Source organism: Priestia sp. J2 (genome assembly GCF_020790095.1).
GTDB classification, from domain to species: domain Bacteria; phylum Bacillota; class Bacilli; order Bacillales; family Bacillaceae_H; genus Priestia; species Priestia zanthoxyli.
Window position 1 is genome coordinate 680,771 of the sequence record NZ_CP086208.1, and the last position, 25,760, is coordinate 706,530.

Genomic DNA, 25,760 nt, shown 5'->3' on the forward strand with positions numbered 1-25,760 from the left:
AGATAGTAAGTGAGGGGTAAATTATGCTATATCTTCATGATGTATGGGTTAATTGGTTTGAAGGCGAAGAAAACGGTTATAATGTGTGTCATTTCCATGAGTGGAGAAAAGACGATTGTGTAGAACTGCTCGATCAAGCACCGTTATTAAAAGTAAATCCGCTTTTATTTCATTACATTGAAAATGATCTTTCCGAGCTACCTCAACAACTACTACAAGATGTCTATCAGAAAGCATACATTCGGAAAAATCATGAGCGCACGCAGGTTGAATATTGTTTTATTGTTACAGATGGAACGAATATTTTAGCAATTGATACGATGGGCTATCATATCCCAATTCGAAAAAGCCGCTTAATTCCAAGACAAGAACAGTTAGTTTATGAGATGATTGCGGATCAAGAAGAGCTAGAATATAAGTTCAGTGAAGACGAGCTAACTAAAAAAGAGCATCATATTCTTTCGCCGTCTCCTGAAACGATGAGAGGGCTAACACGTAAAGAACGTCAGCTAAAACAGCTGTTATTTATGGCACTTGATCAGCTACATACAACAAAAAATACAGCTCAAATCCGCTACTGGTACACAGAGTGGAATCCAACGAAATACGAAGACATTCAAGAGATGCCGTTTCAAGACGTATGGAATCAGCTATACGATGAAACGAAGTCAGGGTGGTCACCGAAACATAAATTATTATGCGAGCGCTTAGTAAAAGGACAACCTTTCTTTGAAAAACTTTGGGAAATTGAACAAGAGCCAAAAGTGAATTAAAAAAACGACTGCATAGCAGTCGTTTTTTTTTAACGTTTACGGCCAATTCCCATTGCGTTTCGCATTTTGCGAAGCATTTTATTAGCCGTTGCATTTGCTTTATCGGCACCTTGATCTAAAATATCATCTAACTCGCTAGAATCAACTAATTCATAATATCTTTCTTGAATTGGAGCAAGTGCTTCAGCTACTACTTTAGCTGTGTCAGCTTTAAAGTCACCATAACCTTTGCCTTCGTACATTGCTTCAATGTCTTCGATTGATTTATTTGCTAGGATTGAATAAATGCTTAATAAGTTTGAAATACCTGGCTTATTTTCTTTATCGTAGCGAACAATACCTTCTGAATCCGTTACGGCACTTTTGATTTTCTTTTCAATCGTTTTAGCGTCATCCAAGAGCGTAATAAAAGCTTTTTGGTTTGGATCGGACTTGCTCATTTTTTTCGTAGGATCTTGAAGAGACATGACGCGTGCGCCCACTTTTGGAATACGTACTTCAGGAATAGTGAAGATATCATTGTATTTTTTGTTAAAGCGCTCAGCTAAGTCACGCGTTAATTCTAAATGCTGCTTTTGATCTTCACCAACTGGCACCAAATCGGTGTTGTATAAAAGAATATCAGCTGCCATTAGTGGAGGATAAGTTAATAATCCTGCTGATACTGCTTCTTTTCCAGCGGACTTATCTTTAAACTGAGTCATACGCTCAAGTTCACCGATATACGCTACGCACTGTAACATCCATCCTGCTTCCGTGTGGGCGGGCACTTCTGATTGAATAAATAAAGTTGATTTTGCTGGATCAATTCCTACTGCTACATACAGAGCAGCAAGGCTGCGAATGTTTTTACGAAGTGCTAAACGGTCTTGAGGCGCTGTAATTGCATGCTGATCTACAATACAAAAATGACAGTTATAGTCATGTTGAAGTTCAACAAATTGCTTCATCGCTCCAATGTAGTTGCCTAAAGTGATTGTACCGCTTGGTTGAATACCTGAAAAAATTGTTTTCATCAAATCTTCCTTTCATCTGCACATATATGATGCTAGTTTACGTATACAACATAAAAAGGCCCATCCGCTCCTAGCATAAGCTAGGGGCGAATGGACCGCGTTGCCACCCTAATTAGCACACATTATTGTGAACTATCTTTATTCATGTAACGTTGAGATCAACGTTCAAGCTTTGCACTTGAAAGCTCCAAAGTCCATTCTGCAGGTTTCAATGTTTGTTCTCACCAGCCACAAACTCTCTAAAAATGAAAATTCTGCATACTACTCTTTTTCACAGCTTTAATTATATAGTTATTCATTATTATAACGCGAAAAAGCAGGAATTTAAACATCTTATCGCTAAAAAGGTTTATAAGACAATTTACTGGAATTTTTCTTCGGCAAAAAAAGACAAGAACCTTTTAATTAAAGCATTTCTTAATGAAAATTTGGTGGAGGATTTGGTAAAAATCTTTTATTTAGTATTTCTAATGCCTTTGTAATACCTATACTACAAAAAAGATTTTAGACGTCTGACAAGTAGGCACAATCCTTATAAGATAAGGTTTTTTCCCTCATGACAAAAAAATACCATTAAATAATAGTATTGCAATAAATTTTTAAAATATTTATAATAGGCGTAACAAACATATTTTTTACAAAGGTATTACAATTTCTTAATTTTTCAGAAAAAACAAAATAGCCAATGTTTTGTTTCAATTAGCGAATTTTGTAATGAATGAGTCTTCTACATATTAAGCGCATACATTGGATTTACAGCATGTAAACAATTGATGACAGTTTCATAGGGTAGAAGAATAATTTTGCAGTGAGGTCTTTAGCACTCTACTACGTGAAAAAATAACTGATTATTTTGTATTGAAAGAGGATTAAGAAATTAGTGCATATCAAAAAAATATGGTTGCCACACAAACAAAATTTAATAGGGGGTAACACGCAATGAAGAAAAGGTTGTCAATTCTTTTCAGTTTGCTGCTTGTAATGAGCTTGTTTTTAGCTGCATGTGGATTTAACAAAGAATCTGGTGGCAGTGAAAATGCTAGCAGTGATGGCGGCGACAAGAAAAAAGAGCAAGAGCTTCGCGTAAACATTAAAACTGAGCCTTTCTCACTGAACCCAGGCTTAGCTAATGATTCAACGTCATCAAACGTATTATTACAAACATTTGAAGGTTTAACTCGTATTGGTAAAGATGGAAAACCTGAAAATGCCATGGCGAAAGATGTAAAGGTCAGCGATGATCAAACTAAATATACGTTTACGATTCGCGACGATGCAAAATGGTCAAATGGTGACCCTGTAACAGCAAAAGATTTCGAATATGCATGGAAATGGGCGTTAGATCCTAAAAACGAATCTCAATATGCATATCAATTATACTATGTTAAAAATGCACAGGCTGCTAATGAAGGAAAAGGTTCATTAGATGATGTTGCCGTTAAAGCAACAGATGATAAAACGCTTGAGGTAACATTAGAAAACCCAACGCCATATTTCTTAGAATTAACAGCTTTCTATACGTACTTCCCAGTGAATACGAAAATTGCTGAATCAAATGAAAAATGGTACACAAATGCAGGCGAAAACTATACGTCAAACGGTCCTTTCAAGCTTAAAACTTGGAAACATAACGACAAAATTGAGTTAGTTCCTAATGAAAACTATTGGGATAAAGATGCTGTAAAACTTAAAAAAGTTGAAATGTACATGATCAATGATAACAACACTGAACTTTCAATGTTCAAAAACGGTGAATTAGACTGGGCGGGTATGCCTACCGGTCAATTACCAGCTGATGCACTTCCTGAATTAAAGAAAGACGGTTCATTAAACATTCAAGAGATTGCAGGTACTTACTGGTACAAGTTTAATACAGAACAAAAACCTTTAGACAATGTGAACATTCGTAAAGCATTAGCTTATGCAATTGATCGTAAAGGTATTACAGAACAAATTACAAAAGACGGTTCAGTTCCAGCGATGGCGGCTGTACCACCAACAATGTTTGAAGATAACAAAAAAGGCTACTTCAAAGACAATGATGTGAAAAAAGCAAAAGAATATTTAGAAAAAGGCTTGAAAGAAATGGGCCTTAAAGATGCTTCAGAACTACCAGCAATTAAGGTGTCATACAACACGGATGAAAAACATGCAAAAATTGCACAAGCTGTTCAAGATATGTGGAAGAAAAACCTTGGTATTAAAGTACAGTTAGACAACTCTGAGTGGGCTGTTTACATTGAAAAGTTACACCAAGGAGATTATCAAGTTGGGCGTATGGGCTGGTTAGGAGACTTTAACGATCCAATCAACTTCCTAGAGTTATTCCGTGACAAAAAAGGCGGAAATAATGATACAAACTGGGAAAATCCAGAATATAAAAAGTTATTAATTGACTCTCAAAAAGAAACAGATCCTAAAAAACGTCAGGCAATGTTGAAAAAAGCAGAAGGTATCTTCATGGATGAAATGCCAGTGGCACCAATCTACTTCTACACAAATGCTTGGGTACAAGACAAGCAGCTGAAAGATGTTGTGATGTCTGGTCTTGGAGACATTCAGATTAAGTGGGCTCATTTTGAGTAAGTAACATCAATTATGACAAAGGGTATATGGGGCCTGGTGCTCCATATACTTTTCTTTCTTGTGCGCGAATTTTGTAAAAATATGGAGGTGTGTCAGGGTGTTCAAATATATAGGAAAACGACTTATTTATATGTTTCTATCATTATGGCTGATCGTAACAGCGACCTTTTTCTTAATGCGTGCTGTTCCAGGAGGTCCATTCACATCAGAAAAGCAGCTTCCCCCTGAAATTCAAAAAAATCTAAATCAGTATTACGGTTTAGATCAGCCTTGGTACCATCAGTACTTTGATTACTTAACATCAATTTTAAAGTGGGATTTTGGTCCATCTTTCAAATATAAAGGCCAAACGGTAAATGATTTGATTAACGGCGGATTCCCTGTTTCATTCATGCTAGGGATGGAAGCTATTTTAATAGCAATTGCTATTGGCGTAGTACTAGGTGTTATTGCTGCTTTAAAACATAATAAATGGCAAGATTACACGGCGATGGTTATTGCAGTTCTAGGAATCTCAGTTCCAAGTTTTATCATGGCAGCGGTATTACAATACGTTCTGGCTATGAAACTACAAATTTTTCCGGTTGCACGCTGGGAATCTTGGGCACACACGGTGTTACCAGCTCTCGCGCTTGCTTCAACCCCTATGGCGTTTATCGCACGATTAACTCGGTCGAGTATGCTTGAAGTATTAAGCAATGATTATATTCGTACAGCGAAAGCAAAAGGTTTAAGCAGAGGCGTTATTACAGTTAAGCACGCCATGCGAAATGCGATGCTTCCAGTCGTATCCTATATGGGACCTTTAGTAGCAGGGATTTTAACGGGTAGCTTTGTTATTGAAAAAATATTTGGTATCCCTGGATTAGGTTCACACTTTGTACTCAGTATCTCAAACCGAGATTATACAACGATTATGGGCGTAACGGTGTTCTACAGTATTTTACTACTTGTATGTATCCTGCTTGTAGATATTGCATACGGCTTTATTGATCCTCGAATTAAACTTACAGGTGCTAAGAAAGGAGAGTAACTATGCAGCAACTTCCGAAAATTCCTAAAGAAATGTTTGAAACAGCAGGGATTGACCATGCTCAAGCAGAAAAGATTGAAAAACCGAGTCTTTCGTTCTGGCAAGATGTTTTTATTCGTTTTCGCAAAAATAAGCTTGCTATGTTTGGTGTAGTACTAATGGTTCTCCTTGTTTTTATGGCGATATTTGGTCCATTGATGGTGAAATACGATTATGCAACCAATGATTTATTGAATGCCAATCAGGCACCATCTTCTGAGCACTGGTTCGGCACAGATGAATTAGGGCGCGATGTGTTTGCTCGTACGTGGGAAGGCGCTCGTATTTCATTATTTATCGGGTTAGCAGCAGCTTTAATTGATTTATTCATCGGCGTAGTTTGGGGAAGCATCTCTGGATACCGCGGCGGCCGTACGGATGAAACAATGATGCGTGTTGCGGATATCTTATATGGTGTTCCTTACCTTTTACTGGTTATTATTTTAATGGTTATGCTTGGCCAAGGGTTAGGCACGATGATCTTGGCGATGACCATTACCGGCTGGATTAACATGGCCCGTATTGTACGTGGACAAGTATTGCAGTTGAAAAACCAAGAGTACGTAATGGCTTCACAAACATTAGGAGCAACAACAAAGCGTATTTTATTTAAACATCTTATTCCGAATGCAACAGGTCCAATTTTAGTAACAATGACACTAACGATTCCTTCAGCAATCTTTACAGAAGCATTTTTAAGCTACTTGGGACTAGGCGTTCCGGCACCGCTTGCAAGCTGGGGAACAATGGCTTCAGAAGGCTTACCTGCTTTGGAATACTATCCTTGGCGCTTATTTTTCCCAGGTTTGTTTATCTGTTTAACAATCTTAGCGTTCAACGTAATTGGTGATGGATTACGAGATGCGTTAGATCCAAAACTACGTAAGTAAGGAAGTGAACTCATATGTCACGTTTATTAGAAGTAAAAAATTTAGCTGTATCATTTAAAACATATGGCGGAGAAGTTCAAGCTGTTCGCGGCGTTAACTTCCACTTAAATAAAGGTGAAACGCTAGCAATTGTTGGTGAGTCAGGATCTGGTAAAAGTGTAACTTCACAAACAATCATGCGCCTTATCCCGATGCCTCCTGGCCGAATTAAAAGCGGTGAAATGCTGTTTGACGGCATTGATTTAGCAAAGAAAACGGATAAAGAAATGGAAGCTATTCGCGGTAAGGATATCGGTATGATTTTCCAAGATCCGATGACTTCTTTAAATCCAACAATGAAAGTTGGAGCTCAAATTGGTGAAGTCGTAATCAAGCATTCCAAAGTATCTAAAGCGGAAGCGAAAAAACGTGCAGTCGAGTTATTAACGCTTGTAGGCATTCCTTTTCCAGAACAGCGTGTGAATCAATATCCGCATGAATTCAGCGGAGGGATGAGACAGCGTGTTGTCATTGCGATGGCTCTTGCTTCTAATCCGAAATTACTGATTGCTGATGAACCAACAACGGCGCTTGATGTAACAATTCAAGCTCAAATTTTAGAGTTGATGAAAGACATTCAGAAAAAAACGGATACATCTATTATCTTTATCACCCATGATCTTGGTGTAGTAGCAAATGTAGCAGATCGAGTAGCCGTTATGTACGCTGGTCAAATTGTTGAAACGGGCACAGTGGATGAAGTGTTTTACGACCCAAAACATCCGTATACGTGGGGACTCCTAGCTTCTATGCCAAGCTTAGATAACGAGGCGGAAGAAGAGCTGGCTGCTATTCCTGGAACGCCGCCAGATTTAACGAATCCTCCAAAGGGAGATGCATTTGCAGCGCGAAATCCGTACGCAATGAAAATTGATTTTGAGCAAGAACCTCCAATGTTCAAAATATCGGATACGCACTATGCAAAAACATGGCTCTTACATCCGGATGCACCAAAAGTAGAGCCGCCTGCTTCAGTTCAGCGCCGCATGCGTAAAGTTGATAATGTATACAGTACACCTGTACTCGTAGCGAAGGATGGTGAATAACATGACAGATAAATTATTAGAGATTAAAGGCTTAAAGCAACATTTTTTCACAAGTAAAGGAACAATTAAAGCGGTTGATGGTCTGACGTTTGACATCTTCCGCGGAGAGACGTTAGGTCTTGTAGGTGAATCTGGTTGCGGAAAGTCAACGACAGGCAGAACGATTATTCGTTTATATGACGCTACTAGCGGTGAGGTGCTATTTAATGGCGAAAATGTACATGGTCGCAAATCTCGCTCGGAGCTTAAAAAATTCAATCGTAAAATGCAAATGATTTTCCAAGATCCATATGCGTCACTTAACCCTCGTATGACCGTAGCAGATATCATAGCAGAAGGCATTGACATCCACGGTTTAGCTAAGACGAGAAAAGAGCGTATGGCAAAGGTTCACGAGCTTCTTGAAACAGTGGGGCTCAACAAAGAACATGCAAATCGCTATCCACATGAGTTTAGTGGCGGCCAGCGTCAGCGTATCGGTATCGCAAGAGCACTGGCAGTAGAACCTGATTTTATCATCGCAGATGAACCAATCTCAGCTTTGGATGTATCTATACAAGCTCAAGTTGTTAACTTAATGAAGAAGTTACAGCGTGAACGTGGACTAACCTATTTATTTATCGCCCATGATTTGTCAATGGTAAAATACATTAGTGACCGCATCGGCGTTATGTACAGAGGTAAGATTGTAGAGCTTGCACCAAGTGATGAACTTTATCGAAACCCTGTTCATCCATATACAAAAGCGTTGCTTTCAGCTATTCCGCTTCCCGATCCTGACAGTGAAAAAACGCGTCAGCGCAAAATTTATGATCCAAGTATCCATGATTATAACGGTGAAGAACCGGAGCTTAGAGAAGTATCTCCAGGTCACTACGTGTCTTGTTCTCAAGCAGAGTTTGCCGCATATACAACCTAACAAAAACGATCTCACAACGAGGTCGTTTTTTATTTAGTTATCAAAGAACGCTAAACTTTAAATTGGAAAAAACATGTAAGAACAAGTGACATTAGCGCTTTACAGGTATTATACAATACAGGATTAGAAAATACTATTAAAAATTTTCAGAATTTTATATTTAAGACAAAATATCTATGTTAAAACCTTATAACTAAAGGAATATAAGTGATTAATAATGTTGTTTGTTGAATAATAATTCAAAAATATAAAAGAAGGTAGACGTATGCCTACCTTCTTTTTATAAATCTGCTAAGATATCGCCGTCTTTACGATTTTTGTCAATTTTTAATACTTGATCTGCCGGCTGATAAGACGCACCATATATTTCTTTGTCTTTGTAAGTATGAATTAACTCGTACGTTTTTTTCATTTTATTTAAAATGCTTTCCTCTGTTTCAGAGGTAGGAGACCAGTATAGAATTTCCATCTGATTAACTTCATTTGTAGCTAATGAGCGGCGGTTATAGCCGATTGTTTGAGCATGCTTAAAGTCTGCACGTTTATAAAAATGCAGTCTTTTTGCTGAGTCTGAATCTTTATAGTCTATAGGCTCTACTTCTAGGATAATTGGTTTGTTATGTTGTTTTAACTCATCAATTAATTTACCGCCAAGCCCTTGACCTCTAGCGTCTTTTGAAACAAAGAGGTAATCAATAAAGATAAATTGGTCTGTTTCCACGTACATTAATACGTGATGAGGTCCTTCATTTTTATGATAAATATCGCTGCGTTCTTGTAAAAGCGTTTCGATATGCTTCTTTGATTTCATTTCTTCAATGGGAAAATATTGACTTAGTTTTTCATACCAATTCATAGCACCCTCCTACTGATCTTTTCATGATGATGTTCATAATAGTGTTTAAACAGTTATCTTATCTTTACCCTTTTTAGGGAAAAATAAGCATCTATAATTGAAAATAAGGAAAAATAATAGATTTATTATTCTTAATAGTTAGAAAATTATAGCGGAATAAGAACATATAATGTAAAAAATGGTTTTTATTATATTTTTATTGTAAGTTTATTTGTGAAAATCACAAAAAACTATCGCATTTTTTGTGATTTTTGATAAAATGAACAAAGTGAAGTTTTTTTAATATTGTATTTTATAGATGTGATAGCGGTAAAAATGCAGGTGTGGAACTTGCAATATCAGATTTTTAGTACATACAATGCCTAGAATTATTTGTTTGAAAAATAAGTTAATTAGCCGCTATTAAATGAAATGGACATGTTAGGAGAGAGAATTATGCAAGGGAACACGCAAGAAAAAGAATTAAGCCGTGGACTTGAGGAAAGACATATTAGCTTAATGTCTTTAGGCGCAGCTATCGGAGTTGGACTGTTTTTAGGTTCTGCATCCGCTATTCGGTTAGCAGGTCCTGGTATTCTTATCATGTATGGAATCAGTGGTCTTATTATGTTTTTTATTATGAGAGCGTTAGGTGAAATGGCAGTACAAAATCCAGTAGCCGGTTCTTTTAGTAAGTATGCTAACGATTATTTGGGACCACTCGCTGGTTATTTAACAGGCTGGAACTACTGGTTTATGTGGATTATTACATGTATGGCTGAAATTACAGCCGTTGGAGTATATATGGATTTTTGGTTCCCGGGTGTGCCCCAGTGGATATGGGCACTTGCAGCGCTCGTTATCATGACAGGCGTTAACTTTTTAGCTGTAAAAGCATATGGTGAACTAGAGTTTTGGTTTTCTCTTATTAAAGTAGTAACGATTATCCTTATGATTGTGCTTGGTCTAGGCATGATTATCTTTGGAATTGGAAATGGCGGCATTGCAACAGGAATCAGTAATTTATGGAATCACGGTGGCTTTTTCCCGAATGGTATGAAAGGTGTTCTTCTATCACTTCAAATGGTTATGTTTGCTTACCTCGGTATTGAAATGATTGGGGTAACAGCAGGAGAGGTGAAAAATCCGGAAAAGACGTTAACAAAAGCAATTGATAATGTACTGTGGAGAATTTTGATTTTTTACATCGGAGCTTTGTTTGTTATTATGTCTATTTATCCTTGGCCAGAGATCGGAACACAAGGAAGCCCATTTGTTTTAACATTTGATAAAGCTGGAATTCCCGCTGCAGCAGGGATTATAAACTTTGTAGTGTTAACAGCGGCTTTATCTTCTTGTAACAGTGGGATTTTTAGTACAGGCCGTATGTTATTTAATTTAGCTCAGCACGGGGAAGCACCAAAACGCTATGCCAATTTAACAAAAGGCGGCGTGCCTGGTGCAGCAGTTATTGCTTCAGCTGTTGTACTGCTACTCGGAGTTGGCTTAAACTATGTTGTTCCTGATAAGGTGTTCACGTGGGTGACAAGTATCGCTACTATTGGAGCGATTTGGACATGGGGAATTATTTTACTTTCTCAAATTCGCTTCCGCAGAGGATTAAGTGATCAGCAGGTAAGTGATTTAAAATATAAGCTTCCGTTCTTCCCGTATACGTCGTATCTCGCTCTTGCTTTCTTAGCGGGGGTAGTAGTGGTGATGGGTTTCTCCTCTGATACAAGAATAGCCCTTATTGTAGGTCCGATATGGTTTATTTTGTTGGTTATTATTTACTATTCAAAAGGTTTTCATAAAAGATAAAAAATAAGGCTGAGACAAACCTATTTTTGTTGAAGGGAAATCCGAACGCGTTGAATTCTTGATTAAGAATCTAACGCGTTCGGATTTTTTTGTTTGTAGGGTGAACGTAGGTTTACTGTATGTAGGGGCTTCTAGCTGTTGATTGGAGGACAAGGCGAAGACTTCTGCGGGAAAAGCGAGACAGGCTCACCGCCCGCCCGCGGAAGGCGAAGTCTTGCATGGAAATGAACAGCGGTGTCACAAGCGCAATCCACACGAGCTCATATATCCCGTCTGTTCATCTATAGATGAATGGAGTTATGTCTCAGCCGCATTTTTTTCCAAAAGAAAATGAAGGATTTATTATTTCACTTTTTGCTTTAGTGTGCTAATATATTATATTGTTAAACAAATGAAGAAATAAATAATTTCTATGTTTTAATAGATTAGCATCGAGCTTTCTATGTCAAAAGTTTAAGCTTTTAGAAAGCAAAAGGAGACACAGCAAATGAAAGACAAAAAATGGGGACTTTGGTTTTTAACAGCCTTTGTAGTTGGTAATATGGTAGGCGGCGGAGTATTTATGCTTCCTTCTAATTTAGCAAACGTATCAAGTCCAATTGGTTCAACACTTGCTTGGATTGCAACAGGTCTTGGCGTGTTCATGATTGCTCTTGTGTTCGGGAACTTAGTTATGAGAAAGCCTGAATTAAAAGGAGGGCCTCAAAGTTATGCAGCGAACCTTTTTTCATCGCCTAAAGCAGGTAAAGTAGCTGGGTATAGTATGGCTTGGGGTTATTGGGCAGCAAACTGGGCTGCAACAGCATCTGTCATCATATCGTTTGCGGGATATTTAACAACGTTCTTTCCAGTAATGGAGAGTAAGGATATTTTATTTTCAGTCGGAGATTTTCAATTAGAAGATGGGAAATTTATTACGTTTTTAGTATGTTCTGTTGTATTATGGGGAATTCAAGCTATTTTGCAGCGAGATATCAATAGCGCCGGTAATATTAACTTTATCACAACGGCAGCTAAAATTATTGGATTCGGTTTATTTATTGTTGTGGCGCTATCGCTATTTAGCGCATCCAACCTCGTCAGTACAGAATTTGTTAATTCAAAGGGTATAAATGTAGGATTAGGAAGTCAGGTCAATGGAGCAGCCATTGCTACGCTGTGGGCATTTATCGGAATTGAATCAGCTGTACTGTTATCTAATCGTGCAAAATCACAAAAAGTAGTAAAGAAAGCAACGCTGCTTGGATTATTAATCTCAATGGTTATCTATGTGGGGATTACACTTCTAGCTATGGGGATTCTTTCGACAGCTCAGCTTCAGCAGTCTCAAAAGCCTTTGGTAGATACGTTAGAAATGGTTATTGGACATAAAGGTGCTTACGTAATGGCCATTTTAGCACTTATATCTTTATTAGGTTCTACTGTTGGATGGATTGTTGTTAGTGCAGAAGTTCCTTATCAAGCAGCAAAATCAGGGTTGTTTCCACAGTGGTTTGCTAAAACTAATCAGAACAATAGTCCAGCCCGCTCACTAACATTAACAAATGGCTTAACACAGTTGTTTTTGTTTGCGACTATTTCAGGCACAGTTTCGCAAGCCTATAATTTCGCTATCGTTGTAGCTACTCTCGCCTATTTAGTTCCTTATTTCGTGACGACAGTTTATCAATTAAAGCTTATTGTGACGGGTGAGACGTACGACACGATTAAAGGATCGCGAGTAAAAGACGGAATTATTGCTTCGTTAGCACTTATTTATTCGCTATGGGTGATTAAGACAGGGACAGCTGATTTAAAAACATTTTTCCTAGGTATTGGCTTATTTTTAATCGGGCTTTTACTGTATCCTATCTTAATGAGACGAGGAAAAAGCACATCAGCTATTAAATAAATAAGAGATTATCTTAAAAGCTTTGCAGAAACGTCATTTCTTCTGCAAGGCTTTTTTAGTGACTGAAAAGTTCGAGGAATTTGTGAAAGAAAAAAATAATAAAAAAAATGAAACTAATCTACAGGTTTATTCGTAATAGTAGTGTGGTAAATAAATAATGAAGAAAATCGGTAATGAAAATAATGACAGTGAAGGAACGAACTAATGTACTAGTTCACTTTAAAAAGTATATCATTCCGATGAAGTTTATAGTATAATGCAAATAGATATTATTTTTTAAAAGTAATTATAAAGTAGTATCGATTTTCATTATCAGTCATTAAATATTTACACTCGTTGAAGTTTGTATAAAACAACATGATTTACAGTTCATGTTTTGAATGTTATGACCGATTATGATAGAAGGAGTGAAGGAGTAAATGGTTACATTATATACATCACCAAGTTGTACATCTTGTCGTAAAGCGAAAGCTTGGTTAGAGGAAAATGATATTGGATATACAGAGCGTAATATCTTTTCAGAGCCGTTATCAATCGATGAGATTAAAGAAATTTTACGTATGACAGAAGATGGAACAGATGAAATCATTTCAACACGTTCGAAAACTTTCCAAAAACTAGACGTTCAGGTAGACGCTATGCCTTTACAAGATTTGTATGAATTAATTCAGCAAAATCCTGGCTTATTGCGCCGTCCGATTATCATTGATGAAAAACGTCTACAAGTTGGTTATAATGAAGACGAGATCCGTCGTTTCTTACCACGTAAAGTGCGTACTTTCCAACTTCGCGAAGCTCAAAGACTTGTGAATGGTTAATTTTTATATTTGTCTGTTTAAGATTTAAATACGAAACCAACCAAGTAACGTTTGCTTGAAGTTGGTATATAAAAAATAAGCAGCAGGGAGCCAAATGGCCTCTGCTGCTTATTTTTTGTCGAAATAGCAGGGAAAATGAAGTATATATGTAATTAATAAAGAAAGAGAGTAATTAAACATATAAAAGTGGTGGTGAACGGATTGGAGCTTTTACAGCTAAAATATTTCCAAGTAGTTGCTAGACTAGAACATATCAGCAAAGCGGCTGAAGAGCTATACGTATCTCAGCCTGCGCTCAGCAAAACGATTTCACAGTTGGAAAAAGAGCTAGGCATTCGTTTGTTTGATCGAAACGGTAAATACATTAAATTAAATCGGTACGGTAAAGCGTTCTGTTCCAAAGTAGAACGTGCTTTAAAAACATTAGAAGACGCAAAGCATGAGCTAAAGGATATGTCGAACGATCCATGTGAAGAAATTCGTCTTGTTGTGTTAGCTAGTTCACATTTACTTCCAGAGCTATTAAGCAGGTTTCGTGAGCAATATCCTCAGGTGCGTTTTCGGCTAATGCAGCATTTGACTAATAGCTATTCACAGCCTGATTTTGATTTATGTATTTCAGCTTTTCCATTAACAACCCGTCAGATCGAACATACTCCTTTACTTCGTGAATCGATTTTGCTTGCAGTCCCTCTTGATCATCATTTAGCCAAGCAATCACGTGTAAAGTTAAATGAACTTAAAAATGAGAAATTCATTGTGCTAAAGAAAGGGAAAGAGCTAAGAAAAATAACGGATGCGATTTGTAAGGAACAGAATTTTGTACCTCAAATTACGTTTGAAAGCGATGATCCAGCAACAGTGAGAGGTTTGATTAGAGCGAAGCAAGGAATAGGTTTTATTCCTGAAGTGACGTGGGGAGGTTCTACAGGAAAAGATGTAAAACTGCTAAAAATTGAAGAAGAAACATTTGAACGTACAATCTTTTTAGCTTGGAACAATGGAGGCTACGTGACGGATTTACAACAAATCTTCAGGCAGTTTGTGATTGATTATTTTAAACATTTACCCTCCGATATGCCTCATGAATACATATAAGAATCATGACTAAATGTCATGATTTTTATTTCTTTTTCGAATAAATCTAAAATGAACAGTAGAGAAAACTGCATTATGTCATTTTTGATATAAGTATATAACTAAAAATGCATAGGTTATTCAACTTTTTTCCTTTACACTATTTTTAAACCATAAAGTAAACGCTTTCAATGATAGGTTGGGGAGGAAGTAATATGATAATCTTCGGTGTAGCGCTGCTGTCTATTTGCATGTTGATAGGAGTAATTGTAGGGGACGCATTAGGAGGGCTAATGGGAGTAGAAGCCAACGTTGGGGGAGTAGGGGTATCCATGCTTCTTCTTGTACTAGCGGTGGATTATTTAAAGAAGAAAAATAAGCTCCAAGTAAAATCCGAAGAAGGCATTGCTTTTTGGGGAGGAATTTATATTCCTATCGTGGTAGCGATGTCTGCACAGCAAAATGTTGTAGCTGCTCTTGATGGAGGAGGCATGGCGATTCTTGCAGGGGTGGTAGTAGTCGTAGTAGGCTTTTTATCCATACCATTTATCAGCAGAATAGGAGAGAAAGCGAAGGTGAAGGAACAAGAAATAGAGCTTTCTATTTTACCTAAGGAGCAGATAAAATGATGAATATGATTAAAGAAGGGTTAGAAAATAACGGACTGATTACGGCATTTGCTATTATTGGGATTGTCATGTATATTGCCTATTTTTTATCAGATAAATTAACAAAAGGAAGAGTTCACGGATCTGCTATTGCTATTATGTTTGGATTAATTCTTGCTTATATAGGTGGAGTGAATACAGGAGGAGAAAAAGGGATTTCTGATATACAGTTATTTTCAGGAATTGGCTTAATGGGCGGGGGGATGCTGCGAGACTTTGCCATTATTGCTACTGCGTTCGGTGCCAATTTTAGCGAAGTCAAAAAAACGGGAATCAGCGGGATTACGGCCTTGTTTTTTGGGGTTTTCTATTCCTTTGTACTAGGTGTAATTATTGCTCTTTGTTTTGGATATAGAGATCCCGTTGCTTTGACTACAATCGGAGGAGGAGCCGTGACCTATATTGTGGGGCCGGTTTCTGGAACTGCGATTGGAGCCTCTTCTGATATTATCGCGTTAAGTATAGCTGTAGGATTAATTAAATCCATTTCAGTTATGATTTTGACACCGGTATTTGCTAAGAAAATCAAATTAAACAACCCTCGTACAGCAATGATCTATGGAGGAGTTATGGGGACGACGAGCGGTGTGGCAGCTGGTTTAGCTGCGACAGATGTAAAACTTGTACCTTACGGAGCCATGACAGCTACATTTTATACAGGTCTTGGTTGCTTGCTCGTACCATCTATTCTTTTTTTACTCACAGAGATTATTTTTTAAGTGTACAAAGTGTTTTATGAATAAAAGACTGCTGTGCTCATTAAACTAAAGAAAAGGCCATACTAAATAAAAATGTTTAGTATGGCCTTTTCTTTATCATTTAGTTGAACGAAAGCTATTAACAGCCATGCCGCTTATCAGCACAACAGCAATTGTTATAAACGGAATAAATGTTCCTAGAGATGTATGGTCTGCAAAGAATGAATGTAAGTTCTTTTCATGTCCAATCATATTTCCAGCAGTATAAGCTAAAATAGCTGCTCCGCCGTAAACAAGCAGGGGAAACCGTTCCATCAAATACAAAATGAGCTTGCTTCCCCAAACAATAATAGGGACGGATACGAGTAGTCCCGTGACAACCAAGATAATATTTCCATGAGCTGCGCCTGCCACAGCTATTACATTATCTAGTCCCATTACAATATCAGCAAATACAATCGTTCTCACAGCGGCGCCTAACGTCACACCTGCACGAATTGAAGATGCATCGTCACCTTCTGATACAAGCAGCTTAAAGGCAATGATCACTAATAAAAAACCGCCGATGAGCTGCAAGTAAGGAATAGTTAGTAAATAAACAGCTAAAATAGTAAGTACAATGCGAACGATCACAGCTAAGCCAGTCCCTAAAAAAATAGCTTTATTTCGTTGATGTTCAGGTAAATTGCGGCTTGCTAAGGCAATAACAATAGCGTTGTCTCCACCTAATACAATATCGATACCGATAATAAGAAGAATGGAGGTTATTAATTCTAAATCCAATAGTCTTCCCTCCCAATATGTAAGGATAAGTAGCTCATATTGCTTTATCTGTGTTCATTTTTAACAAAAAGCGTTCATAGGGTAAAGAGATTATGTATATAACAAAGTAAGGTGTAAGGTGGCTATGAGTTGTCAGAGTATTTTTTATTTCCTTTCTTTCGCATTTTGTCATAAAATAGATATACAAGGTTCACTCAAATAGTGTATGCTTGTATATCCCAAGTTAGAATGCTTTACAAAGTGAGAAAGTACATGTAATATTGCTTTAACACGGGGGTAAAATAGTCCCTTCATCGTTTAGGGGTAATGTTCGAAATGGCCGGATTACCTTCACTGATTTTTCCGAAGGGAGAGATGATAATGGAAATCGAACGCATTAATGAAAACACAGTAAAATTCTTTGTCACTTACGTAGATATTGAAGAACGTGGATTTGATCGCAATGAAATTTGGTTTAGCCGTGAGCGCAGTGAAGAGCTATTCTGGGAGATGATGGACGAAATTCATCAAGAAGAAGAGTTTGTAGCAGAAGGTCCTCTTTGGATTCAAGTACATGCGCTTGAGAAGGGGCTAGAGGTTATCGTAACAAGAGCACAAGTTTCAAAAGACGGTCAAAAGTTCGAAGTACCTGTTGGTGAAAATGATAAAATCGATATCCCTGTAGATGGAAAAATTGAAGCGTTGCTTGATCATCAAGCGAATCAAAATAAAAAAGCTGATTTTGAAGAAGAAATTATAGAAGACGAAGGGCTACAGTTCGTCGCACGCTTTCAAGACTTAGAACATTTAATTTCCTTAAGTCACCATTTAGAGTTAGATGATATCATCAACAGCATGTACGTGTTTGAAGGGAAATATTATTTATACGTTGAGTTTACAGATGATGAAGACTTTGTAGCTGAAATTGATAACATTTTAAGTATCATTTTAGAATATGCAAATGAATCAAATGTAACAGTTCATCGTTTAATGGAATATGGAAAAGAATTAATCAGTGAAAATGCACTTGAACAAGTAAAACAGTATTTTCCTTTACGATAATAGCAGCCGATTTCATGTATATGAAATCGGTCTTTGTTTTGTCCTCTTTTTTGGAAAAGCTCTCCGCTCATATCGAACAGTATAGGTAGAAAAAGCAGGCGGCTGGTTCCTACACGGGAAAGTGTAGTGTTAAAATACCAAGTTTGAGGATAATAACAGTATAGAGACCTGTTATGAATGATGAAAGATTGGTTTTAGGATAGGTGAAAACAAGTTGAAAAATAGATTACAGCTTTTAATTTTTGTTGTTGGTATTATTGCCTTGCTTTATTTTACAAAAGGGTATTGGGACGGTAAATTTATTGGCGTGCTAAGTATCTTAATTACGATTAGTGTTGTTTTCATCGGTCTTGTTATTTCATTAGAAAACCGTCATCCAACTCAAACGCTAACGTGGCTCGTAGTATTAGGCGGTTTTCCAGTAATAGGGTTCTTTTTTTATTTGTTATTTGGACGCAATACGCGAAAACGGCGTTTATTTGCTAAAAAAGCAAAGCTGGATGAACAGGTGCTTTTAAAGATGGAAAGAGATTCTGGTATATTAGAAAATCACTTTGAACAGTTGGGCACCAGTAGGAAGCAAATGCTGAAGCTAGCCGTGAGGCTTGGCAAGAGTCCCATTTCTTTTTCTTCAGATACGCGCGCATTGACGAATGGAAAAGAGACATTTCACGAAATTATGGAATCTTTAAAGCATGCAAGGCATCATATCCATTTAGAGTATTACATCGTACGACATGATCACTTAGGAGAACAAATTAAAGATATTTTAATTCAGAAAGTACAAGAAGGAGTTTATGTACGTTTCTTGTATGATGCCGTGGGCAGTTTTCAGCTTTCACCGCATTATATTCACGAGTTAAGAAACGCGGGCGTAGAAATGATTCCGTTCTTGCCGGTGAGACTTCCATTTCTCAATAATAAAATCAACTTCCGTAATCATCGTAAAATTGTAGTCATTGATGGAACAATTGGATTTGTAGGAGGTTTGAACATTGGTGATGAATATCTCGGAAAAAGTCGGCATTTTGGCTTTTGGAGAGATACTCATTTGATGGTGAAGGGTGAGGCAGTCCGTTCATTACAGCTTATTTTCTTACAAGACTGGTATTATATGACAGGACAGACAATGCTTACTCAAACATATCTATCGCCGGATTTAATTGACATTGATATGGAAAAGTGCGGCGGTGTTCAAATGATTGCCGGCGGACCAGACCGTGAGTGGGAAATTATTAAACACTTATTTTTTTCGATGATTACGTCTGCGAAAGAGTCCATTTGGATTGCTTCTCCTTACTTCATACCTGATGAAGATATTTTTACTTCTCTCAAAGTAGCTGCTTTAAGCGGTATAGATGTAAGGCTTCTTGTACCTCAGAAGCCCGATAAAAAAATTGTTTTTCATGCATCACGCTCTTATTTTCCTGAGCTGCTAGAAGCAGGTGTGAAAATTTACGAGTATAAAAAAGGATTTATGCACAGCAAGATTGTGATTGTTGATAGAGAAATTGCCTCTATTGGAACAGCTAACATGGATATGAGAAGCTTTCATCTGAATTTTGAAGTAAATGCTTTTTTATATCGCACAGCTAGTACCCAAAAGCTCGTATATGAATATATGCAAGATTTAGAAGAAACGAGTGAGCTTCACTTTAAAGACTTTGAAAAGCGGCCATTTATACAGCGGCTGTTTGAATCAACAGCTCGTTTGCTTTCACCGCTATTATAATCGCTGTAAACCACATTGCGTATGCTGCAATGTGGTTTTTTTTTGAAAGAAAAGGGTTTAGTAGAAAGATGTCGAATACAAGGGTATAGCTCGCTACTATAGGAAGGAGAAATGTACGATTGTTAGTTGCCCGAACAGAAGAAGGCCTCATTTCACTAGCTCAGCGCTTTTCGCTTGAACAGCTTAAGCTGTGGAAAAAAGAAAAGCAGTTCTACTGTCCCTCTTGTCAATCCCCTGTACAGTTAAAGGTAGGTACAAAAAAAATCCCTCATTTTGCTCACCTGAAAAAAACGTGCGTCGCTCAGCATGAAGGTGAAACAGATTATCATCTTGACGGAAAGCGAAAGCTGTTTCACTGGTTTAGTTCTCATCTTGAAGTCGAGTTAGAAAGTTACCTTCCTGCCATTATGCAGCGTCCAGATCTTCTTATAGATACCCCTTCGCAAAAATATGCAATCGAATTTCAATGTGCGTCCTTATCTTCCTCAGTGCTAACCAAACGTTCTATTCACTATGAGAAAGGAAATTATATGCCTCTTTGGATTATGGGGGCAAAAAGAATGAAACGCTTATCCACTTATATGTATCAACTTTCTTTTCAAGAGTGGCAGTTTCTCACTCTTTCCGATTATACGCCCACACTTCTTTATTTTTCACCTTCTACTAATCAGCTGTTGAAACTTGAACATCTTATGCCTTTTTCATCTCAAATTTGTTATGCACAGCTTGTCGTGCTCTCTCCTCACGAGCATACCTTTCATGATCTTTTTTCTACACATACACAGCCTCAATTTTTCTCTTCATGGGTAAAGAAAAAGAAGGCATGGAGAACGCATTATATCCTCTATCCTAATCAGAAGCTTCAGCCTTTTTTACACGCTCTTTATGAAAACAATATTCCTCCTTCTCATATTCCAGCAGAAGCGGGCATGCCGCTGCCTTCTTTATACATGATTGAAACGTCTGCTACTATATGGCAAACGTGGCTGCTTCTTGATTTAATGCAGCAGAAGCAGGTAGGGGATTTAGTTACAGAAAAAGAGTTATGCAGGCTATGGCTCTACAGAATTCATCAGAGGCATATTGTGTTTCGGTCTTTGCCGATGGCCCCTGTTGTTGTGGAACAGCCCTTGTTTGAGTATATAGAGGTATTATGCCGGTTAGGGATACTAACGTCTATAATTTCTGGGTTATACAAAATCAGAAGGCCTTATACGATTCCAAAGCAAACATCCGATGCTTTTTTAGAAGATGGACAGATGATGAAAAAGTGGTTAAATCAAGCAAAAGAAGTGACATAACCACTGAAAATCAGTACGCTTAAGAAAGAATCCTTTTTTCAAAAGCGTACTGACTTTTGATTAATTCTTTTAAAACAACATACAATAACGAAAGAAATAAAAAGGATTCGCCTTAGAAAAAGCGAACAGTTATAGACAGGTAGAAAAAGATGGAGGGATGACCATGAGTGAACAATCAAAAGTAAAAAAGTTACCAAGTAGAAGCGAGATAAAAGTAGAAGATACGTGGAAACTAGAAGATATTTTTGCTTCAGATGACGCATGGGAAAAAGAATTTGAAGAAGTAAAAGCTCTTATTCCAAAAATGGAAAAATTCAAAGGGAAACTTGGAGAGTCCGCTCAAACTTTATACGACGCTCTTCAAGAGCAAGACGAGCTCACAATGCGCGTTAGTAAACTTTATACATATGCTCATATGCGCTACGATCAAGATACCACTAATTCTTTTTATCAAGGGTTAAATGATCGCATCAAAACACTTTATACTCAAATTGCAAGTGCACTATCTTATGTAACACCAGAAATTTTGTCTATTGAAGAATCAAAAATTAAACAATACATGGCGGAACATAAAGAGCTAACGTTATATGCTCATGCATTAGATGAAATTACTCGCGAGCGTCCGCACATTTTATCAGAAAGCGAAGAAGCGCTTCTGGCTCAGGCTTCTGAAGTATTAGGATCTTCAAGCAACACGTTTGGAATGTTAAACAACGCGGATTTAGAATTTCCTTCTATTAAAGACGAAAATGGAGAAGAAGTAGAAATTACGCACGGACGATATATTCGTTTTTTAGAAAGCAGCGATCGCCGCGTACGAGAAGAAGCGTTTAAAGCGGTGTACGAAACGTACGGTAAATTTAAAAATACGTTTGCAAGTACATTAAGCGGCACGGTGAAGAAAGATAATTTTAGCGCCCGCGTTCGTCACTATAATTCAGCTCGTCACTCAGCTCTTAGCACAAATAATATCCCAGAAGAAGTATACGATAACTTAGTTAAAACAGTGAACGATAATTTGCATTTATTGCATCGATATATTGATTTACGTAAGAAAGTATTGGGAATTGAAGAGCTTCATATGTATGATCTCTATACGCCTTTAGTAAAAGACGTAAAAATGGAAGTAACGTATGAAGAAGCAAAAGATTATATTTTAAAAGGTCTGAAACCACTAGGTGAAGACTACCTTAATGTGTTAAAAGAAGGATTTGAAAATCGTTGGGTAGATGTTCATGAGAACAAAGGCAAGCGAAGCGGTGCTTATTCTTCAGGAACGTACGGCACCAATCCTTATATCTTAATGAACTGGCAGGATAATGTAAATAACTTGTTTACACTAGCCCATGAATTTGGCCATTCTGTACACAGTTATTACACAAGAAAAACGCAGCCATATCCTTACGGAGATTATTCAATCTTTGTGGCAGAAGTAGCTTCCACATGTAATGAAGCGCTTCTAAACGATTATTTACTAAAAACGATTGATGATGAAAAGCAGCGTTTGTACTTGCTTAACCATTATTTAGAAGGATTCCGCGGTACGGTATTCCGTCAAACGATGTTTGCTGAATTTGAGCACGATGTGCACGTGCGTGCTCAAAACGGAGAGCCGCTTACACCTGAATTATTAACAAAATTATATTATGACTTAAATAAAAAATATTTTGGAGACAACTTAGTAATTGACGAAGAGATTGGGTTAGAATGGGCTCGTATTCCGCATTTCTACTACAATTACTACGTTTATCAATATGCTACAGGATTCAGTGCAGCAGCGGCATTAAGCAAGCAAATCCTTGAAGAAGGAGATGCAGCTGTTGAGCGCTATGTAGGTTTCTTAAAGTCAGGAAGCTCTGATTATCCAATTGAAGTGTTGAAAAAAGCAGGAGTGGACATGACAACATCTCAGCCTATCGAAGAAGCGCTAGCCGTATTTGAAGAGAAGTTAACGGAAATGGAACGTTTATTAAATCAATAAAATTAAAATGAAGCAGGAGCTGTATCCTGCTTCATTTTTTAAATCCCCGAAATTTGTTGTGATTGTTAAGCAATGTAAAAATAATAAGAATAGCTAAAAATAAGAGAGGGCCTGCGATAATGAGAGGAACAAGCTGCATAAGAGATAAAATATAGAATAAAAAAGAAAACAAAAGAATCACAACCCCTAGAGTAATTCCAGCAATTTTCATAGTTAACACCTCTATTAAAAGCATAATTGGTTGTACTATATGAGTGAATCTGGCTGTTTATGAAGTTTTTTTATAAAAAAGTGAATAAAATTGAAAAAAGGGGTTGCCAAAAGTCGACATAATTTGCTATAGTATTAATCGTGAAGTTTATCACAAAACAAACATATACCCCTTTGTTTGACCGTGAAAAATTTCTCCCATCCCCTTGTTGTCTTAAGACAAACGAAAAGACTTGGCGAAAGCCAAGTCTTTTTTGTGTAGTTGATGCTTAGGATAAGCATCAACATTTAATAATTAACAGCTCTTTTCAGTACTTCTCCAAAAGGTTCCATATTTGACAGGAACTCTTTCAACAACTTGCTGAAGCTGAAGTTTTTTCAATTCTTTTTCAGCCTCTTCTAATGATAAACCATACACAACTGCAACTTCTTTTGAAGCAACAAATTGAAAATAGCTTAAAAATGAACGAAGAGGCGGAAGACAAGCTGGATCTGGGTCAATTTCTAACATCTCTTTAATGATGTGTACATATGTTTCGTACGAATAGTATCCTGATATCTTAATGCCTTCTTCTTCAACTTTTTCGTTAAAGAACACAAGAGTTGGAATCTCATCGACATCCATTTCCGATGTGATTTTTAAATCACATTGAAAAGCCTTCGCAGCGTAATCTGAATGCAAATCTTTTACAAATTCATTAACATCTAGCCCCACATGTTTTGCACATTGTATTAAGACAGATTCTTCTGTAACATTTTGTTTTTCTAAAAATACTACTTCTTGAAGTCTTCTCAAAAAGCGAATGCCCTGTTTCTTTCCTTGCAGCCCGGCCGCTTTAATTGCAATTGATGCAGCGTAAGGAGTATCGATGGGGTTTTCAAGCCACAGGTTGCCGTCACATGACATGCCGGAGCGGCTTCCAGTTTTCTCCCACGATTTTGCAATATGTTCAAATCTCTGCTGTGCTCCAATATTTAATTGCTGCAAGTTTCCGCCAAGCACATGCTTGAGGGATAACAGCTGACCATATTCTATTTGTAACTTCTTTAGAATAGGCTCGAGTGCCCAGCACTCTGGACAAAGAGGGTCAACAAATACATAGATTTCAAGCGGTTTTTTATTTGAACCTTGACAAAGCTGATGCAAGGATGGGTATTGGCTGTTTAGATTACTCAATGTGAAAATCCTTTCTCATCTGTCTGTTCCGGTGAATTAATCATGTGTTGGGCAGTTAAAATAAGACGATGATAAAGTTCATCTCTCTCAGGGCCTTCTAAATTAATTTCGTCCATTGCTTCATGCATACACGTCAGCCAGGCTTTGGCTCTTGACGGTGTAATTTCAAAAGGAAGATGCCTAGCTCTCAGCATAGGGTGACCATGCTCTTCAGTGTATAGCGAAGGCCCTCCTAAATATTGTGTCAGAAATTGCTTTTGCTTTCGTGCTGTTTCTGTTAAATCATCAGGAAAAATTGGCGCGAGCTCAGGATGTTGTCCAACGCGTGTATAAAAAGCATCAACAAGTTTTGAAATCGTATGTTCACCGCCTAATAATTCGTAAGGGGAGTGGATTTTTTCTCTCATGTTGATAACTCCTTTGTTATAAGAAATATACGTCTTAACTCTTTGGTGTTTTTTACTTTCCTTAATTTTAGCAGTGTCATTTCGTTAACTCAAACTATCCGCTTACTTCTTCTACTGGAAAAGAGATAAAGTGGAATTTTACATAAGAAAAGTCTATGATGCTGTGGCGAATCACTTAGTATGAGAAACAAAGGAATCCTTTCACAAACGTTTCCTTCTATTTATATAGTGTAACCTCGACAAACTACAGTCATTCCATGGTCGAGTCGCGAATGATTGGACTCTTTTACACGAGATAAGAAGACATAATTTTATTTACATATTTTTGCGTTTCTTGAAAAGGAGGTACTCCGCCGTATTTATCGACATTACCTGGTCCAGCATTGTAGGCTGCCAACGCTAATTTCACGTTTCCGTCGTATTTATCTAACATTTGTCGAAGATATTTGGCTCCTCCAAATACATTTTGCTTGGAGTCATACGGATCTTCTACACCAAGAGCTTTAGCGGTTGCTGGCATTAGCTGCATAAGCCCAGCCGCTCCGACAGAACTTTTGGCAGAGGGATTAAAATTTGACTCTTGTTTAATAACAGAACGAATAAGTTTAGGATCCAGCTGGTAGCGTGCAGCTGCTTCATTAATTATCGTTTGTACATCATGAGAACTGGCCTTTGCCATTTCGTTTTTTTGTGCAGGTAAGGCAGCAGTTGAAGCGGCTGCCTTATCTGAAGAAGAAACAGATGGCTGGGATTGCGTTTGAACCGCTGTAGCTGGAAACATCTGCGCTGCCTGCAAGTAAAGATTGGTACTCATTTGAGGCTCTTGATTGACGTAGTCTTGAAAAAGCTGAGCAAATACAGAGAGTAAAGTTGTACCAAGCATCACGTTAGCTGTTGGCAGCTGGTTGTTAACTGAAAATGGCTGAGTTCCAGGAAATTGAACGGAAGACATGTAATGGTTAATATTCATGCTCATGAA

23 protein-coding genes and 1 other annotated feature are annotated in these 25,760 nt (G+C 37.5%); of the genes, 16 read left to right on the forward strand and 7 right to left on the reverse strand.

Annotated features, from left to right (window positions below; all coding sequences use genetic code 11):
- The first annotated feature begins 23 nt into the window (after positions 1–23).
- On the forward strand, positions 24–773 hold the full coding sequence (locus LJY09_RS03600; RefSeq protein ID WP_028412368.1) for a YjbA family protein: 750 nt from the start codon (positions 24–26) through the stop codon (positions 771–773).
- 29 nt (positions 774–802) lie between these two features.
- On the opposite strand, the gene trpS is transcribed toward LJY09_RS03600, so the two are convergent.
- Positions 803–1,792 (reverse strand): tryptophan--tRNA ligase, encoded by a 990-nt coding sequence (gene trpS, locus LJY09_RS03605; RefSeq protein ID WP_028412367.1) that lies wholly within the window; start codon positions 1,790–1,792, stop codon positions 803–805.
- A gap of 76 nt (positions 1,793–1,868) precedes the next feature.
- Positions 1,869–2,073: a binding site (T-box leader), on the reverse strand.
- A gap of 655 nt (positions 2,074–2,728) precedes the next feature.
- On the opposite strand from trpS, the gene LJY09_RS03610 reads away from it, so the two are divergent.
- From LJY09_RS03610 to LJY09_RS03630, 5 genes are all read left to right on the forward strand, one after another.
- Positions 2,729–4,375 (forward strand): peptide ABC transporter substrate-binding protein, encoded by a 1,647-nt coding sequence (locus tag LJY09_RS03610; RefSeq protein WP_014461587.1) that lies wholly within the window; start codon positions 2,729–2,731, stop codon positions 4,373–4,375.
- 97 nt (positions 4,376–4,472) lie between these two features.
- The gene (locus LJY09_RS03615) at positions 4,473–5,408 is read left to right on the forward strand and encodes an ABC transporter permease (protein ID WP_028412365.1); all 936 of its coding nucleotides are present in this window, start codon (positions 4,473–4,475) and stop codon (positions 5,406–5,408) included.
- Positions 5,409–5,410: 2 nt separating this feature from the next.
- Positions 5,411–6,337: an ABC transporter permease gene (locus LJY09_RS03620; protein ID WP_014461585.1), complete on the forward strand. Its 927-nt coding sequence runs from the start codon at positions 5,411–5,413 to the stop codon at positions 6,335–6,337.
- Positions 6,338–6,351: 14 nt separating this feature from the next.
- Positions 6,352–7,422 (forward strand): ABC transporter ATP-binding protein, encoded by a 1,071-nt coding sequence (locus tag LJY09_RS03625; protein WP_028407470.1) that lies wholly within the window; start codon positions 6,352–6,354, stop codon positions 7,420–7,422.
- A 1-nt stretch (position 7,423) separates the two neighbouring features.
- Positions 7,424–8,341 carry an ABC transporter ATP-binding protein gene (locus tag LJY09_RS03630; protein WP_028412364.1) on the forward strand — a complete coding sequence of 306 codons (918 nt, stop codon included), beginning with the start codon at positions 7,424–7,426 and terminating at the stop codon, positions 8,339–8,341.
- 280 nt (positions 8,342–8,621) lie between these two features.
- Here LJY09_RS03630 and LJY09_RS03635 read toward each other — a convergent pair whose 3' ends face one another.
- Entirely contained in the window at positions 8,622–9,197 is a 576-nt protein-coding gene (locus LJY09_RS03635) for a GNAT family N-acetyltransferase (protein ID WP_028412363.1), read from the reverse strand.
- A gap of 435 nt (positions 9,198–9,632) precedes the next feature.
- Between LJY09_RS03635 and LJY09_RS03640 the strand changes: the two genes are divergently transcribed.
- From LJY09_RS03640 to madM, 6 genes are all read left to right on the forward strand, one after another.
- Positions 9,633–10,997, forward strand: a complete 1,365-nt coding sequence (locus LJY09_RS03640; protein WP_028412362.1) for an amino acid permease — start codon at positions 9,633–9,635, stop codon at positions 10,995–10,997.
- Between the two features lie 487 nt (positions 10,998–11,484).
- Positions 11,485–12,888 (forward strand): amino acid permease, encoded by a 1,404-nt coding sequence (locus LJY09_RS03645; RefSeq protein WP_028412361.1) that lies wholly within the window; start codon positions 11,485–11,487, stop codon positions 12,886–12,888.
- A 419-nt stretch (positions 12,889–13,307) separates the two neighbouring features.
- Complete coding sequence (spxA, locus tag LJY09_RS03650) at positions 13,308–13,706, forward strand: transcriptional regulator SpxA (RefSeq protein ID WP_013055422.1); 399 nt, start codon at positions 13,308–13,310, stop codon at positions 13,704–13,706.
- Between the two features lie 201 nt (positions 13,707–13,907).
- Complete coding sequence (locus LJY09_RS03655) at positions 13,908–14,804, forward strand: LysR family transcriptional regulator (protein WP_028412360.1); 897 nt, start codon at positions 13,908–13,910, stop codon at positions 14,802–14,804.
- 194 nt (positions 14,805–14,998) lie between these two features.
- Complete coding sequence (gene madL, locus LJY09_RS03660) at positions 14,999–15,412, forward strand: malonate transporter subunit MadL (RefSeq protein WP_028412359.1); 414 nt, start codon at positions 14,999–15,001, stop codon at positions 15,410–15,412.
- Positions 15,409–16,170: a malonate transporter subunit MadM gene (gene madM, locus LJY09_RS03665; protein WP_028412358.1), complete on the forward strand. Its 762-nt coding sequence runs from the start codon at positions 15,409–15,411 to the stop codon at positions 16,168–16,170. Before madL ends, madM begins: the two co-directional genes overlap by 4 nt.
- Positions 16,171–16,266: 96 nt before the next feature.
- Here the strand turns inward: madM and LJY09_RS03670 are convergent, their stop codons facing one another.
- On the reverse strand, positions 16,267–16,932 hold the full coding sequence (locus LJY09_RS03670; RefSeq protein ID WP_028412357.1) for a TerC family protein: 666 nt from the start codon (positions 16,930–16,932) through the stop codon (positions 16,267–16,269).
- A gap of 360 nt (positions 16,933–17,292) precedes the next feature.
- Here LJY09_RS03670 and mecA point away from each other — a divergent pair, with 360 nt between their 5' ends.
- The 4 genes from mecA (at position 17,293) to pepF (ending at position 22,987) form a co-directional block, all read left to right on the forward strand.
- Positions 17,293–17,973, forward strand: a complete 681-nt coding sequence (mecA, locus tag LJY09_RS03675; RefSeq protein ID WP_013055427.1) for an adaptor protein MecA — start codon at positions 17,293–17,295, stop codon at positions 17,971–17,973.
- Between the two features lie 214 nt (positions 17,974–18,187).
- A complete protein-coding gene (gene cls / locus LJY09_RS03680) occupies positions 18,188–19,705 on the forward strand; it encodes a cardiolipin synthase (RefSeq protein ID WP_025749882.1) in 1,518 nt (505 codons plus the stop codon).
- A gap of 119 nt (positions 19,706–19,824) precedes the next feature.
- Complete coding sequence (locus LJY09_RS03685; protein WP_228307487.1) at positions 19,825–21,006, forward strand: competence protein CoiA; 1,182 nt, start codon at positions 19,825–19,827, stop codon at positions 21,004–21,006.
- A gap of 163 nt (positions 21,007–21,169) precedes the next feature.
- Complete coding sequence (gene pepF / locus LJY09_RS03690; protein ID WP_028412355.1) at positions 21,170–22,987, forward strand: oligoendopeptidase F; 1,818 nt, start codon at positions 21,170–21,172, stop codon at positions 22,985–22,987.
- A gap of 31 nt (positions 22,988–23,018) precedes the next feature.
- Here pepF and LJY09_RS03695 read toward each other — a convergent pair whose 3' ends face one another.
- The 4 genes from LJY09_RS03695 to LJY09_RS03710 all read right to left on the reverse strand — a co-directional run bounded on the left by LJY09_RS03695 (position 23,019) and on the right by LJY09_RS03710 (position 25,757).
- The gene (locus tag LJY09_RS03695) at positions 23,019–23,198 is read right to left on the reverse strand and encodes a hypothetical protein (RefSeq protein WP_014461572.1); all 180 of its coding nucleotides are present in this window, start codon (positions 23,196–23,198) and stop codon (positions 23,019–23,021) included.
- A 294-nt stretch (positions 23,199–23,492) separates the two neighbouring features.
- Positions 23,493–24,344 carry a ClpXP adapter SpxH family protein gene (locus LJY09_RS03700; RefSeq protein WP_028412354.1) on the reverse strand — a complete coding sequence of 284 codons (852 nt, stop codon included), beginning with the start codon at positions 24,342–24,344 and terminating at the stop codon, positions 23,493–23,495.
- Positions 24,345–24,370: 26 nt separating this feature from the next.
- Positions 24,371–24,781: a globin domain-containing protein gene (locus LJY09_RS03705; RefSeq protein ID WP_013055433.1), complete on the reverse strand. Its 411-nt coding sequence runs from the start codon at positions 24,779–24,781 to the stop codon at positions 24,371–24,373.
- Between the two features lie 286 nt (positions 24,782–25,067).
- Positions 25,068–25,757: a lytic transglycosylase domain-containing protein gene (locus tag LJY09_RS03710; RefSeq protein WP_028412353.1), complete on the reverse strand. Its 690-nt coding sequence runs from the start codon at positions 25,755–25,757 to the stop codon at positions 25,068–25,070.
- Between the last annotated feature and the right edge of the window lie 3 nt (positions 25,758–25,760).

What these genes read in the sequence shown, in the direction of transcription:
- LJY09_RS03600 (WP_028412368.1), top strand. Translation starts at nt 24, where the DNA reads ATGCTATATCTTCATGATGTATGGGTTAATTGGTTTGAAGGCGAAGAA.
- LJY09_RS03610 (WP_014461587.1), top strand. Translation starts at nt 2,729, where the DNA reads ATGAAGAAAAGGTTGTCAATTCTTTTCAGTTTGCTGCTTGTAATGAGC.
- LJY09_RS03620 (WP_014461585.1), top strand. Translation starts at nt 5,411, where the DNA reads ATGCAGCAACTTCCGAAAATTCCTAAAGAAATGTTTGAAACAGCAGGG.
- LJY09_RS03625 (WP_028407470.1), top strand. Translation starts at nt 6,352, where the DNA reads ATGTCACGTTTATTAGAAGTAAAAAATTTAGCTGTATCATTTAAAACA.
- LJY09_RS03630 (WP_028412364.1), top strand. Translation starts at nt 7,424, where the DNA reads ATGACAGATAAATTATTAGAGATTAAAGGCTTAAAGCAACATTTTTTC.
- LJY09_RS03635 (WP_028412363.1), bottom strand. Translation starts at nt 9,197, where the DNA reads ATGAATTGGTATGAAAAACTAAGTCAATATTTTCCCATTGAAGAAATG.
- LJY09_RS03640 (WP_028412362.1), top strand. Translation starts at nt 9,633, where the DNA reads ATGCAAGGGAACACGCAAGAAAAAGAATTAAGCCGTGGACTTGAGGAA.
- LJY09_RS03645 (WP_028412361.1), top strand. Translation starts at nt 11,485, where the DNA reads ATGAAAGACAAAAAATGGGGACTTTGGTTTTTAACAGCCTTTGTAGTT.
- spxA (WP_013055422.1), top strand. Translation starts at nt 13,308, where the DNA reads ATGGTTACATTATATACATCACCAAGTTGTACATCTTGTCGTAAAGCG.
- madL (WP_028412359.1), top strand. Translation starts at nt 14,999, where the DNA reads ATGATAATCTTCGGTGTAGCGCTGCTGTCTATTTGCATGTTGATAGGA.
- madM (WP_028412358.1), top strand. Translation starts at nt 15,409, where the DNA reads ATGATGAATATGATTAAAGAAGGGTTAGAAAATAACGGACTGATTACG.
- mecA (WP_013055427.1), top strand. Translation starts at nt 17,293, where the DNA reads ATGGAAATCGAACGCATTAATGAAAACACAGTAAAATTCTTTGTCACT.
- pepF (WP_028412355.1), top strand. Translation starts at nt 21,170, where the DNA reads ATGAGTGAACAATCAAAAGTAAAAAAGTTACCAAGTAGAAGCGAGATA.
- LJY09_RS03695 (WP_014461572.1), bottom strand. Translation starts at nt 23,198, where the DNA reads ATGAAAATTGCTGGAATTACTCTAGGGGTTGTGATTCTTTTGTTTTCT.
- LJY09_RS03705 (WP_013055433.1), bottom strand. Translation starts at nt 24,781, where the DNA reads ATGAGAGAAAAAATCCACTCCCCTTACGAATTATTAGGCGGTGAACAT.
- LJY09_RS03710 (WP_028412353.1), bottom strand. Translation starts at nt 25,757, where the DNA reads ATGAGCATGAATATTAACCATTACATGTCTTCCGTTCAATTTCCTGGA.